Genomic DNA, 14889 nt, shown 5'->3' on the forward strand with positions numbered 1-14889 from the left:
GATAAATATAAACATACAGTTTTTAAAGGCACTTTGCGAAAGCTTATTTAAACCTTTGCGGTTAATTTTTTAACGCAAAGAAAAGGAGGAGTTTCGCAAAGAACGCTAAGGCGGTAATGAACTTTGTCAATCTTAATTTGCTATATGCTCAAAAGATTGACAAAGTTTAGATAGGTTTTTGTTAACTAAACCCGGCAGCAGCGGAAATCCTTTTTGTAGCGTCATTTTCGACGAGGTACGAGGAGAAATATCTGTTAGTTGGTATAACTTAGCCTGAGGTTTCCCTCTACATTCGGAATACCTAGATGGAATTAAACAAAAAGATTGTAGCGAATGACGGGACTATCGGTACAGAAGAACCACCGCAATTGCTTTTCAAAACCTCATGCGCCCCGTTCCCGAAAATATTGCGGTTTTACCACGCTCGGCTTTCAAACATTACAACCTATTAACGTATATTTGCCCTTATGACTAAAGAACAGTTACAAGATTTGAGAGATAGGCTAGCTTCTCTGAGGGGGTATCTTTGACCTCGATGAACTTTTATACCAAATAAGCGAGGAAGAAAAAATTACCCTCGACCCTAATTTTTGGGACAATCCAAAAAAAGCAGAGCAAGTTTTAGCTCAAATTAGCAGTAAAAAGAAGTGGACAGAAGGATTTGCGCAGGCGAACGCAGCATATGAAGATACCGCTGTGCTGTATGATTTCCAGCAGAGTGGCGATGCTACTGAGGAAGAAGTAGAAGAGCAATATCAACTGGCGTTAAAAACTGTTGAAGAACTGGAATTGAAAAATATGCTGAATAGCAAGGAAGATCAGTTAAATGCAGTTTTACAAATTACGGCAGGCGCAGGAGGTACAGAAAGTTGCGACTGGGCCAGTATGCTAATGCGGATGTATTTGATGTGGGCGGAGAAAAATGGCTATAAAGTGGCAGAGCAAGATTACCAAGAGGGCGATGTAGCAGGTGTAAAAACGGTTACTTTAGAAATTAGTGGCGAGTTTGCTTATGGTTATTTAAAAGGCGAAAATGGGGTACATCGTTTGGTGCGCATCTCCCCTTTTGATTCCAACGCCCGTAGGCATACCTCATTTGCATCGGTTTATGTTTATCCTTTAGTAGATGACACCATTACTATTGATGTTAACCCGGCTGACATTGAGTTTGAAACTTTTAGAGCTGGCGGTGCTGGCGGACAGAACGTAAACAAAGTGGAAACTGCAGTACGTTTGTACCATAAACCTTCGGGGATCATTATCAAAAACCAAGAATCCCGTTCGCAATTACAAAATAAAGAAAATGCCATTCGTTTATTAAAATCTCAATTGTATGAGATAGAAATGCGTAAACGTATGGAAGCAACTGCTGCTATTGAAGGCAGCAAAATGAAAATTGAGTGGGGTTCGCAAATTAGAAGTTATGTTTTGGACGACAGGCGAGTGAAGGACCACCGTACGAATTATCAAACATCTAACCCTGATGCCGTGTTAAATGGAGACATTAACGAGTTTTTAAAGGCCTACTTGATGGAATTTTAATTTAGCAGCCAAAGCAGCATTTGAAATGAAGTTAAATAGTTTGATAATTATAAATAAATGTTGATTTTTAAGATTTGATGCCAACAACACAACAATTAAGCAATGAAACAATATAATGCTTTAAGACTTTTAACCTTTCTATTGATATTGGCGATGAACGCAAATGCCCAACAGGCAATTCCTTTGTATGGCGGTGCTGTACCTGGAGCTAAACCTACACCTGCAGATTACATTGAAGAAACTATTAAAGGTAAGGATGAAGTTGTGCGAACTGGCAAAGTATCAAAACCTGAATTGTACGTATACAAAGCGGAAAAACCTAATGGAACTGCGGTAATTATTTGCCCGGGTGGCGGCTATAGCATACTTGCTATTGAAAAAGAGGGTTTTTTAGTGGCAAAGCGATTTCAGGAAGTGGGTATTACTGCTTTTGTACTGAAATACCGTTTACCTAGTGATTTGATTATGAATGATAAAACTTTAGGCCCGTTACAGGACGCTTTGCAGGCCATTTATCTAGTTCGCAAGAATGCAGCGGTTTGGGGTGTTGACGTGAACAAAGTTGGAATCATGGGCTTTTCGGCAGGCGGCCATTTGGCATCGAGCGCTAGCACCCACTTTGCAGACATGAAAATTGACAATCAAGAAAATATTAGCTTAAGGCCCGATTTTTCCATTTTAGTGTACCCGGTAATTAACTTTGGTACTTATGCGCATTCAGGTTCGGTAACCCGATTGTTAGGAGAAAATCCAACTGACGCACAGCGCAAATATTTTTCATCGGAAAGGCAGGTAACTAACCAAACTCCTCCAACGTTTTTGGTACATGCTAACGACGACAAATCAGTACCGGTGCAAAATAGCTTAAGATACAATGAAGCCCTAGTTAAAAATGGCGTAGCGGCGGAAATGCACATTTACCAAGGTGGCGGCCATGGCTTTGGCCTTTACAACAAAACTACAAAGGATGTGTGGTTTGATCGATTGAAAAACTGGCTACAAGCAAATAAATTTTTGAACTAACCTGAGTTCGGAACAAGAGAATTATGCTATTTGCTAGCTATAGCGCTTCAAATCTTCGTTCAGCTAATTTTCGGTCGGTCTCTTGTTTTTAATGTTGTTAAAGAGCGCCTTACGGTATTCGGGCTGCAATAATAACCTGAGTCATCATTAACTATTTATTTGATTTACAGGAATATACAATATTTTCTAGCTAACTGACCCTGAAATAAATTCAGGGTGACGGCAACTTAGCGTTTGGTCATACTGTCCAAAATGTTCGGGATTAGTATCAGTTTTGAAAGCTAATTAGCAATGAATTAATAATTGAACTCTGGTTAATTGAAAGAAACCTGCGAAGCAAGCATATGCACTTTAATTTGTAGCCAAATAATTTAGGGCTTGCTTAATCATAGGATCGCTTTGATTATGCGCCCTGTAATAACCGGCATCACCCAAATAGTATTTGCAAAGCATTAGCTTAAGATTTTTATAGATTAAAGGCTTAGCAGCAATTAACTGTTTGGTATCAATTTTAACCTTCTTGCTTTCGGCATACTTCAAAAAATCAACATAATCCTTATCGGAGATGCTGAAAACACTCATATTTTTATTGAGATAGTCTGCCGTATACCTATCCGCCAATGTTTCAAATACAAAGTCGATAAAAATTTTCTTTTGTAACAGCGTAGCATAAAACCCGTTATAACCCGAAGTATCCAATCTTACATAAATATCTGGTTGTATACCTCCGCCAGCAAATATTTTCCTGCCATCTTTTGTGATATAGGGCATTTGATTCATTAAACTATCTGCTTTTTGCGATTCGGCAGTTAGCTCGCCACTATTTAGGCGGTTCTCAATATCTTGCTGGTAAGCTTTATATCCCTTTTTATAAGATTTTTGAATGCTGCGACCCAACGGCGTGTAATACCTTGCAATGGTTAAATTCAATGCAGAACCGTCCTCAAAAGCGAACTGCTCCTGCACTAAACCTTTACCAAAAGAACGGCGACCAATGATTACTCCACGTTTTAAATCCTGTATAGCTCCGGCAAAAATTTCGCTAGCAGAAGCCGAATTTTCATTGATAAGAACGGCCAGTTTGCCTTGCTCAAATTCACCTCCGCCAGTGGTAAAATACTCCGTACGCGGATCGTGTTTGCCTTCGGTATAAACCACTAGCTTGTTTTCGGGAAAAAACTGATTGGCTAAGGCCGTAGCTGCTGTGAGATAGCCTCCGCCATTATCCCTTAAATCCAACACCATTTTTTTCATGCCCTTTGCTTTTAAATTTTTTATAGCAATGGCAAAATCAGCATCAGTAGTAGCACCAAACTTTCCAATTCTTACATAAGCTGTTTCCGGATTAATCATATAGGCAGCATCTATACTGCTCAGTTCCACTTTTCCACGCTTTACACTAAAAAGCAATGGATTAGCAGTTCCTTGACGCTGTATAGTGAGTTGAACCGTAGTGCCCTTTTTACCTTTTATTTTACCCATCATGGCTGAGCGGGGCAAAAAACGACCGCTGACCACGTTGGTATCAACTTTTAAAATTTTATCGCCGGGTTTAATTCCACTCAAAAATGCGGGACCATCTTTAAGTACATTGGTTACCAACAAAGTATCGTTAAGAATGTAATACTCTACACCAACGCCTTCAAAATTACCATCTAAATCTTCAGCTAATTCAAAAGCTTCAGTGGGCGGCAAATAAACACTATGCGGATCCAGTTGATGCAATAAACTATCAATTGGCAAATTCTTTAGGCTGTCCGCATTAATGTCGTCAACGTATTTTTTTTTGATGATATGGATGATATCTTCTACTTTACCTTCTTCGGTATTAGCATATCTAACATCTTTTTGGACTTGAAAGCCTTGATCTTTTAAAAACCTATAGCCCAAAAACATACCGCCAATTAACGTTACGCAGTAGGCCAACGCAATTAATAAGTTGAGGCGAGTACTTTTTTTCATTAGTTTTGGGTACTGCAAAGTTAGCAAAATTACTTTCTCAATAAAAAGAACGTATAAATTAGGATTTAGTTTTTTGAAAATTTATGCAGATATTTGAAAATTCTTGCAACAAATTGCGGTTATCTGTAAGTTTGTAAGAACGAATGATCTATTAAACCACTCAATGAAAAGAATAACCGAGCAGGAATCCAAATATAAAGACATTGATAAAATGTCGGTAATGGAAATCTTAACTAACATTAATAATGAAGACAAGTTAGTTCCATTAGCTGTTGAGAAAGCATTACCACAAATTGAAAAATTAGCTTCGGCAGTTGCAGAACGCATGAAAAAAGGCGGCAGGCTATTTTACATTGGTGCTGGTACCAGTGGCAGGTTAGGTGTTGTTGATGCTTCTGAATGCCCTCCAACTTTTGGCGTTCCGTTTGACTGGGTTGTAGGAATAATTGCCGGTGGTGACACCGCCATTAGAAAAGCAGTTGAATTTGCCGAAGATGATGCCGAGCAAGCTTGGAAAGATTTGCAGGAATATGATATCAACGAAAAAGATTGTTTGGTTGGCTTAGCGGCTTCTGGCACTACGCCTTACGTAGTTGGAGGCTTAAATACTGCCCGCCAACATGGTGTACTTACCGGTTGTATCATTTGCAACGTAGGCGGCCCTGTAGTTGCCGAATCAGATTTTCCTGTGGAGGTAGTGGCGGGCCCCGAGTTTTTAACAGGCTCAACCCGTATGAAATCAGGTACTGCACAAAAATTAGTATTAAACATGCTGAGCACTACCGTGATGATTCAACTAGGCCGTGTTAAGGGCAATAAAATGGTTGACATGCAACTTACCAACCATAAATTGGTAGATAGAGGCACACATATGGTAATGGAAGAATTGAACATTGACCAAGCGCAGGCAGCCGAACTACTAATTAAATATGGTAGCGTACGTAAAGCCGTAGAGGCAAGCAAATAGATTTACGAATTACGATTTTAGAAAAACGATTGTTGGGTGTAGAAATCTAAATCGTCAATGTAAAATCGTAATTTTGCTTTATGCACGAAATTGAACCATATTATCAGTGGAGAGACGACTACATTGCCGCTGAGGATGAGCGTTCGCCATTTTTCAATACCGAGTACTCTGAGTTTTATTACGATAAACAACTCTATAATTACCTGATCCACCCTCAATGGGACAACTTCGGATCAAACACACTTTACATCAAGGTACTTTACGCCGATTACGAAAGACAATACGCCATTATCGAGTTTATTGGTGAGTGGAATGATGCCATCACTAACGACATCATGATCCTAAAAAGAGAGATTATTGAGCTGATGATGGATGAAGGCATTAGCAAATTCATTTTAATTGGCGAAAACATTCTGAATTTCCATGCTTCGGATGATAGCTATTACGAAGAGTGGTTCCAAGAAGTGGATGATGAAGAAGGCTGGATTGCGGGCATCAATTTCAACGAACATGTAATTAGGGAGTTCAGAGGAAACAATATCGATTACTACATTAACTTTGGCGGCGATTTAGACGATTTGCACTGGCGCAAGCTAAAACCGCTGCAGTTTTATAAAAAAGTTGAAGAAGTACTGACTAAAAGGTTGAACTAAAATTGTACTTTTAACCGTTAACCAATTTTAAATTAATGATGGAACAACAAAATTATCAATATCAGGATCACTCTGTTTTTGTAAGAGAGCGCTCCGTTTCTAAAAAATTCTTTGCCAATGTTTTCACTTGGATGTTTGTGGCATTGGCTATTTCTACTGCATGTGCTTACTTTTTATCTGCAAATATTGAATTGCTTCAGTACCTAACTAAAGTAAATATAGAGACTGGCCGAGCAACATTAAATATTTACGGATGGATAGTAATGCTGTCTCCTTTATTTATATTTCTGGCTATGAGCTACGGTCTATATAAGCTCTCCTATGCTACTTTAGTGCTGTTATTCACTGTTTATGCGGCGTTATTTGGCGTTAGCTTAAGTTTTATTCTAATGCAATATACCGGTGTTTCCATTATCAGTTGTTTAGCCGCTGCAGTAGCAATTTTTGCAGTAATGGCATTTATGGGCTATACAACAGATGTTGACTTAAGCCGCTTTAGAAGTATTTTGATGGCGGGTATAATTGGCATGATCGTAGTAAGCATTGTCAATATTTTTATTGGTAGCGAAACCATTTATTATATCTTAGGATATATCGGAGTAGCCATTTTTACCGCTTTAACGGCATATCAAATTCAAGAAATTAAACGCATTGGAGAAGGTTTAGATGAGTATGGTAATGAAATAGCTATGGTAGATAGCAAAAAATTAGCGCTCATTGCGGCACTATCACTTTACATCACATTTATCAATTTATTCTTGTCCTTATTAAGGATTTTTGGAGATAGGCGATAAGCTCGTTAACAAAATTTTATACCGAAGGCCGTGCAAATTTGCATGGCCTTTGTAATTTTATTTGGCTGTGTTGCTGATATTTTTGGAAATGATAAGCGGATGTTGCACCTTTGCACTGCTTATTAAGAAAGACGGAGGGAATAGACCCAACGAAGTCTTAGCAACCTGTGCCAACAAGGTGCTAATTTCTAATCCAGTCCCGAACGTTCGGGAGCGAGAGAAGATAAGTTTATGAGGAATATCTATTCTAAACCTTTAATAGTAAGCAATTTTGTATTTAGTATTGAGTATCTAGTAATTTGATATTACTATGCTTTATGCTAAGCTAAACGTGGTTGTTAAAAGTATTTTCTGAATACTTTCTACTAACTACTAAATACTACTATGAGCATTAGAGAAGAATTACAAAAACGTATTTTGATTATCGATGGCGCCATGGGCACCATGATTCAGCGTTATACCCTAACGGAAGAAGATTTTCGTGGGCAAAGATTTGCCAACCATCCCTGTGATGTAAAAGGGAATAATGATTTGCTAAATATCACCCGCCCAGATATTATCAAGGCTATCCATAAGGAATATTTAACAGCAGGCGCTGATATCATAGAAACGAATACTTTCAGTACGCAACGGATTTCCATGGCCGATTATCAAATGGAAGAGCTGAGCTACGAACTGAGCTATGAAGGCGCTAAAATTGCAAAGGAAGCTGCAATTGAATTTATGGCCGAGCATCCCGAAAGGAAATGTTTTGTAGCTGGAGCAATTGGCCCTACCAACCGTACACTTTCACTTTCACCTGATGTAAACGACCCTGGCTTCAGAGCCATCTCCTATGATGAGCTTTTTGACGCTTATTACGAACAGATAAGAGGTTTAGTAGATGGTGGTGCTGATGTGCTATTGATAGAAACCATCTTCGACACGCTGAATGCAAAAGTGGCTATTGCCGCCATTAAGCAATATGAACAAGAACTAAAGTCCCGCCCCTTAGGGGAGGGATTTAGGGAGGAGCCGCTAGAGATCATGATCTCGGGCACTATCACCGATGCTTCGGGAAGGACGTTATCTGGCCAAACAGCAGAAGCTTTTTTAAATTCGGTGGCACATGCCAAGCCTTTAAGTATTGGATTTAACTGTGCTTTAGGTGCAAAAGAAATGCGCCCTCATATTGAGGAGCTGGCGGCAAAAGCGGAATGCTATGTTTCAGCTTATCCGAATGCTGGCTTACCTAATGAATTTGGCGCTTATGATGAAATGCCACATGAAACCGCACATTTGGTAGATGATTTTATCACTTCTGGATTTGTAAACATTGTTGGCGGTTGTTGCGGCACTACGCCAGACCATATTGGCTGCATTGCTAAAAAAGCAGCAAAAGCCACCCCTAGAAAAATTCCAACCATTGCGCCTCACTTGCGCTTAAGCGGATTAGAGCCCGTAACCATCACTCCCGAAAGTATTTTCGTGAATGTTGGTGAGCGTACCAATATCACTGGATCTCCCAAATTTGCTAAATTGATTTTGGGAGATGACTATGAAGCCGCATTGGCTGTGGCATTGCAACAGGTAGAGGGCGGTGCACAGATTATCGATGTGAACATGGATGAGGGCATGATTGATTCGGAGGCGGCAATGACCAAGTTTCTGAACTTAATTGCATCAGAACCTGATATCGCCAAGTTACCAATTATGGTGGATTCATCCAAATGGACCGTAATAGAAGCAGGCTTGAAATGTTTGCAAGGCAAAGGCATTGTGAATTCTATCTCTTTAAAAGAAGGAGAAGAAGTTTTTAAAGCCAATGCCCGTAAAATTATGCGTTATGGAGCCGCAGTTGTGGTAATGGCGTTTGATGAGCAAGGCCAAGCCGACAATTACGATAGACGGATTGAAATCTGCAAACGCAGTTACGATATTTTAGTTAATGAGATAGGTTTTCCTCCTCAAGATATCATTTTTGACCCTAATATTTTAACGGTTGCGACAGGTCTAGAGGAGCATAACAATTATGCGGTAGATTTTATTGAAGCTACCCGCTGGATTAAGCAAAACCTTCCTCATGCAAAAGTTAGCGGTGGTGTTTCCAATATTTCATTTTCTTTCAGAGGAAATAATGTAGTACGTGAGGCGATGCACTCTGCATTTTTGTACCATGCCATTAAAGCTGGCTTGGATATGGGTATTGTAAATGCGGGTATGCTAGAAGTTTACGAGGAAATTGAGCCTGAACTTTTGGAGAGAGTAGAAGATGTACTTCTTAATCGTAGGGAGGATGCCACTGAGCGTTTAGTTGAGTTTGCGGAAACCGTGAAAAACAAAGGCAAAGCGGTAGTTAAGGATGAAGCTTGGAGAAAGTCTTCAGTTGAGGAAAGGTTATCGCACTCTTTAGTGAAGGGCATTGTAGAGTTTTTAGATGATGATGTGGAAGAAGCCCGTCAGAAGTACGACCGACCTTTGCAGGTAATTGAAGGCCCACTAATGGACGGGATGAATATTGTAGGTGATTTATTTGGTGCTGGAAAAATGTTCTTGCCCCAAGTAGTAAAATCCGCTAGGGTAATGAAAAAAGCCGTGGCCTATCTGCTACCGTTTATTGAAGAAGAGAAGAGGGCCCTCTCCCAACCTCTCCCCGAGGGAGAGGAGAGCATAACGCCTAAATATCATACCGCCGATCCTATGCTGTATCCAATGTTAAAGGAGTTTGCTTTAAACCATAGATCAGCGCCTACAGATGCCGAAAAGGTAATGTGGGACTTGATCAGAGGCAAACAGCTAGAAGGATATAAATTCAGGAGACAACACATTATAGGACAGTACATAGCCGATTTGGTATGTTTAGATAGAAAATTGGTTGTAGAAATTGATGGACTCATCCATCAACTGCCGGAAAACAAACTTTCAGATGAGGAAAGAACAGCTTGGCTGCAAGAACAAGGCTACGAAGTAGTTAGATTTACCAACGAAGAAGTACTATTTGATACCGATAATACCTTAACTAAGTTGGTTTTGGCTTTAGAAAACAGGCCGTCGATAAAAGCACAAAAGGACTTAATAAGCAGTCGCGAAAACTCCTCCCCTCAGGGGAGGTCGGGAGGGGCTGCTGGACGTATACTACTCGCTACCGTTAAAGGCGATGTACACGATATCGGGAAGAACATTGTAGGTGTAGTTTTGGCCTGCAACAACTTCGAAATTGTGGATATGGGCGTGATGGTTCCTGCTCAAGAAATCATTAAAAAAGCCAAAGAAATTAATGCCGATATTATAGGTTTAAGCGGCTTGATTACGCCATCATTAGATGAGATGGTACACTTTGCTAAAGAAATGGAGCGTGAAGGCTTTACCATACCGCTAATTGTTGGTGGAGCAACCACTTCTAGAATTCATGCAGCAGTTAAAATTGCACCTCATTATTCTGGTCCGGCAATTCACGTTTTGGATGCCTCAAGGAGTGTGACGGTTTGCAGCACGTTAATGAACGGAGAACTTAAACCGGGCTATGTAGACCAAATTAAGGCCGAGTACGATAAAGCTCGGGAAGCACATTTAAACAAGCGTTCGGATAAGCGTTTCAAAACTTTGGAAGAAGCAAGAGCAAATAAATTCCAAATTGACTTATCGCAAATTGCACCGGCACCAACATTTACCGGCACCAAAGTGCTAGATGATTATCCTTTAGCAGAACTTTTGCCTTACATCGATTGGACACCTTTTTTCCACACTTGGGAGTTGAAAGGAAGTTATCCTCGAATTTTCGAGGACAAAAATGTAGGTGCTGAAGCCACTAAGTTATTTGACGATGCTCAAGCTTTATTGAAACGTATTGTCGACGAAAAATTATTGAAAGCAAAAGCGGTGTTTGGTTTTTGGCCCGCACAAGCCATAGGCGATGATATATACTTAGAAGCCCACCCCCAACCCCTCCCAAAGGGAAGGGAGAGCGAGTTGCGAAATGAGCTACTAGCAGAGCAGGTGCAAAACTCCTCCCCTCAGGGGAGGTCGGGAGGGGCTGTTGTTATTCACACTTTGCGCCAACAGGCTGAGAAAGTTGATGGCCAACCTTATTATGCATTGTCGGATTTTATTGCACCAGCAACTAGCGGCAAACAAGATTATTTCGGCGGTTTTGCTTTAACTGCGGGTATTGGCTGTGATGAGCTAGTAGCTGAGTATGAAAAAAACCACGATGACTACAATAGCATCATGGTTAAAGCTTTGGCCGATCGTTTAGCGGAGGCTTTTGCCGAAAAGTTACATGAATTGGTACGTAAAGAATACTGGGGTTATGCGAAAGATGAGCACCTATCCAATGATGAGCTGATCAAAGAGCAATATGCAGGCATTCGCCCAGCACCAGGTTATCCAGCTTGTCCAGAACATACGGAGAAAGGCACTTTGTTCGCACTGCTTCAAGCGGAGGAAAAAATTGGGCTGAAATTGACGGAAAGTTACGCGATGTATCCAACCGCAGCGGTGAGTGGTTTTTATTTCTCGCACCCAGAATCAAAGTATTTTGGATTAGGAAAAATTACCAAAGAGCAAGTGGAGGATTATGCTTTAAGGAAAGATTTGAGCGTAGAAGAAGTAGAGCGTTGGCTGGCACCTAATTTAGCATACTAGTTGGTTTGTTGTTAGTTTTTTGGATGTTTGGGATAGCATAGCTGATTATGGCCTATCATAAATATACAGAGTTGGAAGTTTGGAAGACTGCGAGAGCATTTGCTGCAGACGTCTATAAACTCTCAGCTGGGTTCCCCAAAGAGGAAACGTACGGATTAACTTCTCAAATTAGAAGATGTGCGATTTCTGTACCATCAAATATCGCTGAAGGTTCAGGAAGACAACATCCAAAGGAAACCATTCAGTTCCTGACAGTTGCTAGGGGCTCACTTTACGAATTGGAAACGCAACTATACGTTTCTTATGATATTGGATTTATTTCAGAATTACAATTAGCTGAAAGTATCTCCAAAATAGAAGTGCTAGGAAAATTGATTAACGGTTATATTAGATATTTGAACAAGGAATAAATAAGATTTTAGCTTTGGGGCGAGATTGTTTAGCGAACCTATATTTGCCCAAACAACCAACAACCAAACAACCAAACAACCAATGAAGATTACAGAACATATTAAAAACGCAAAAGGTAAAACGTTATTCTCTTTCGAGTTATTGCCGCCAATTAAAGGGCAAGGTATCGATTGGATTTACAATGGAATAGAACCTTTGCTTGAGTTTGAACCACCTTTTATAGATGTTACCTCGTTAAGGGAGGATTATATCTACAAGGAGCATCCAAATGGTTTGCTGCAAAAGGTTTCCTATCGCAAGCGTCCGGGAACTATCGCTATTTGCGCAGCAATTATCCATAAATATAAAATTGATGCCGTACCACACTTAATTTGCGGCGGATTTACCAAAGAAGAAACCGAAAATGCCCTAATCGATTTACAGTTTTTAGGTATTGATAACGTATTGGCCCTAAGGGGAGATGCTCGCAAAGCCGATAGTTCGTTTGTGCCTACACCGGGAGGTCACGCTTATGCTACCGATTTGATTCAGCACATTAAAAACCATAACGAGGGCAAGTTTTTGCATGAAGATGTAGAAACCTTCAAAAGCGACTTTTGTATCGGCGTTGCCGGATATCCAGAGAAGCATTTTGAAGCGCCTAACTTAAATACAGATTTCAAATATTTGAAACAAAAAGTTGACTTGGGAGCCGAATTTATCGTAACGCAGATGTTTTTCGATAACCAAAAGTATTTCGAATTTGTGCAGAAATGTAGAGATAATGGAATTAATGTTCCAATTATTCCGGGTTTAAAGCCAATTAGTACCTTAGGTCAAATCAATGCTTTGCCTAAGATATTCCATATTGATTTACCAGATGAATTAACGGAAGCTTTATCTCATGCTAAAAATAATGCCGAAGCGAAGGAAATAGGAACACAAGCTATGATTAAGCAGTGTAAAGAATTAATTGAATTTGGCGCACCAGTACTACATTTTTACACCATGGGCAAGCCAGATCAAACTAAAGAGATTGCCAAAGCGGTATTTTAGGATGCATGGAATGATTAAGCTTTTTAGCATCATTAACCGTTTGAAATAACCAAGACAGCAAAGTTTCTAAATGAAAAAGCATGGAAATAAAATCCATGCTTTTCTATTTAACTTGAGTTCGGGTTGAGAACTTTTACAACTCTTTAAAATTTAGATTATACGTGTTTTTTAGCTCGCCGCCGCTAGGCTCTTACTTTTTGACCGCAAAAAGTAACAAAAACTCTCGGTTGCTTATTTTTCTTTCAAAGAAAGTGCGTTGGCTTATTAGTGCAACCCGAAAAATAAGAGACCGAAAATTAGCTGAACGAAGATTTGAAGCGCTATCGCTAGCAAATAGCATAATATCTTGTCCCCAACTCACGCTATTTTACACTGTATTAGCCTTTAACTTTTTTAAATAGCCATTTGATAAAAACATATAAAAGCGCCACAAAAAGACATGAAAGTATAAGTCCCCACAAGTTACTAATTGGGTCAAAACCGTAAATCTCCATAAGTCATTTTACAAATTATTTTGGCTATCTCTGTTAGGAAAAGATATTTATCTAGCCTAAAAACCTATTTTAGCCAAAAAAAGCACAGACTAAAAACCTGTGCTTTTTTATCTAATTACTTTTAGACTTTTGAACAAATTTAACTATCGCATACACCAACAGTAACATCAATGTTAACGATACGGTAGTTGAAATTAGCCAAATGGTAGTGCTTGTTTCTGATGCAATTAAATTCATGCGTTAAGGCGTTTAATTATTCTGGCAATTTAGGAGGCATAATTTTTTGCACTTGAGTGCTTATTGATTTTAAAAATGCCTCTAACTGCTGCTGTTCGGTTAAAGTTAAGTTTAATTTTTTTAACATCGCTGATTTTGGATTCTTTAATGAATCGGGGATGATGTGAGCTTTCTGATAACTTACCGGATTACCCAAGTTATAAAACTCAATTACATCTTTCAACGATGGAAAATTACCGTGGTGCATCCACGGGCCAGTAATATTCGTTTCGCGTAAAGATGGCGTTTTAAACGAACCAATGTCTTTCAAGTTTTTGGTTACGTTATACCTCCCTAAATCTTCCATGCGTGAACCTAACAAAGCCTGCCCATCGTTATGGAACTTGTTATCACTAAACAGAGGCGTGTTATGGCAATTGATACAGCCAGCCTTAGTACGGAACAAGTGTAAACCCATTACTTCATCATCTTTCAGCATTTTGCTGTTGCCTTTTACAAAAGCATCAAAGCGGCTGTTGGTACTTACTACGCTTCTCTCAAAAGTGGCGATTGCTTTCTGAATTTTATCCAAAGTTACTTCTTCGGTACCAAAAGCTTTCGCAAACAGTGGCTTGTAACCGGCCACTTTAGTTACGTTTTCCACCATCACTTTGAGGTCGGTATTCATCTCTACGTGGTCAGCAACAGGGAACCTAGCTTGATCTTCCAAACTCATGGCACGGCCGTCCCAAAAAAGTTTTTCGTAAAAGCCAACGTTCAACAACGTCATGGCATTGCGCTTACCGGTTTGCCTGCTATGTCCGTAGGCTACACGCTTTCCATCGCCCCAACCTAGTTCAGGATCATGACAAGAGGCACAAGCAATTTGCCCAGAAACAGATAGCCGAGGGTCAAAGAATAAAATTTTTCCCAACTTCTCTTTATCCGCATTAAACGGATTTTCGGCTGGATAGGTTGGACGACCAAGGTAGCCAATATCTCTAAAGCCTTTTTTAGCCTCCTCATGCAATTCAGGTTTTGGCCATTTGGCAGGGTCGCCGCTGTAGAGCGCTCTTAATTGGGCTACGGTATATTCTTTATTTTGTAAAAAGGCAGAGCTACAAACAAAAATGCCTAAAGCGCCTAGTAAAAAAAGTGTTCTTCTCATT

At 39.8% G+C, this 14889-nt stretch carries 10 protein-coding genes and 1 riboswitch; of the genes, 8 read left to right on the plus strand and 2 right to left on the minus strand.

Annotation, left to right across the window (positions count from 1 at the left end; translation table 11 throughout):
• Window positions 1–467: 467 nt before the first annotated feature.
• Window positions 468–1542, plus strand: a protein-coding gene (prfB, locus tag DUT68_RS06360; RefSeq protein WP_113636764.1) for a peptide chain release factor 2 whose coding sequence is annotated in 2 segments (ribosomal slippage) — window positions 468–527 and window positions 529–1542 — 1074 coding nt in all. Because the reading frame shifts where the segments join, the coding sequence is not laid out codon by codon here.
• A gap of 102 nt (window positions 1543–1644) precedes the next feature.
• Window positions 1645–2565: an alpha/beta hydrolase gene (locus DUT68_RS06365; RefSeq protein WP_113636766.1), complete on the plus strand. Its 921-nt coding sequence runs from the start codon at window positions 1645–1647 to the stop codon at window positions 2563–2565.
• 351 nt (window positions 2566–2916) lie between these two features.
• On the opposite strand, the gene DUT68_RS06370 is transcribed toward DUT68_RS06365, so the two are convergent.
• Window positions 2917–4527, minus strand: a complete 1611-nt coding sequence (locus tag DUT68_RS06370; protein ID WP_113636768.1) for a S41 family peptidase — start codon at window positions 4525–4527, stop codon at window positions 2917–2919.
• Between the two features lie 163 nt (window positions 4528–4690).
• Here DUT68_RS06370 and murQ point away from each other — a divergent pair, with 163 nt between their 5' ends.
• The 6 genes from murQ (at window position 4691) to DUT68_RS06400 (ending at window position 13010) form a co-directional block, all read left to right on the plus strand.
• Window positions 4691–5494: an N-acetylmuramic acid 6-phosphate etherase gene (gene murQ, locus DUT68_RS06375; RefSeq protein ID WP_113636770.1), complete on the plus strand. Its 804-nt coding sequence runs from the start codon at window positions 4691–4693 to the stop codon at window positions 5492–5494.
• 80 nt (window positions 5495–5574) lie between these two features.
• Complete coding sequence (locus tag DUT68_RS06380; protein WP_113636772.1) at window positions 5575–6147, plus strand: hypothetical protein; 573 nt, start codon at window positions 5575–5577, stop codon at window positions 6145–6147.
• A gap of 35 nt (window positions 6148–6182) precedes the next feature.
• Window positions 6183–6941, plus strand: a complete 759-nt coding sequence (locus DUT68_RS06385; protein ID WP_237088273.1) for a Bax inhibitor-1/YccA family protein — start codon at window positions 6183–6185, stop codon at window positions 6939–6941.
• A gap of 116 nt (window positions 6942–7057) precedes the next feature.
• Window positions 7058–7171, plus strand: a riboswitch (SAM riboswitch).
• A gap of 154 nt (window positions 7172–7325) precedes the next feature.
• Window positions 7326–11564, plus strand: coding sequence for a methionine synthase (gene metH, locus DUT68_RS06390; RefSeq protein ID WP_113636773.1), 4239 nt, complete (start codon window positions 7326–7328; stop codon window positions 11562–11564).
• A 47-nt stretch (window positions 11565–11611) separates the two neighbouring features.
• Window positions 11612–11974 (plus strand): four helix bundle protein, encoded by a 363-nt coding sequence (locus tag DUT68_RS06395; RefSeq protein WP_113636775.1) that lies wholly within the window; start codon window positions 11612–11614, stop codon window positions 11972–11974.
• 82 nt (window positions 11975–12056) lie between these two features.
• Window positions 12057–13010: a methylenetetrahydrofolate reductase gene (locus tag DUT68_RS06400; protein ID WP_113637057.1), complete on the plus strand. Its 954-nt coding sequence runs from the start codon at window positions 12057–12059 to the stop codon at window positions 13008–13010.
• 747 nt (window positions 13011–13757) lie between these two features.
• Here the strand turns inward: DUT68_RS06400 and DUT68_RS06405 are convergent.
• A complete protein-coding gene (locus DUT68_RS06405) occupies window positions 13758–14888 on the minus strand; it encodes a cytochrome-c peroxidase (RefSeq protein ID WP_113636777.1) in 1131 nt (376 codons plus the stop codon).
• Window position 14889 lies beyond the last annotated feature (1 nt).

This window comes from Pedobacter zeaxanthinifaciens (assembly GCF_003313335.1).
Classification (GTDB): Bacteria; Bacteroidota; Bacteroidia; order Sphingobacteriales; family Sphingobacteriaceae; genus Pedobacter; species Pedobacter zeaxanthinifaciens.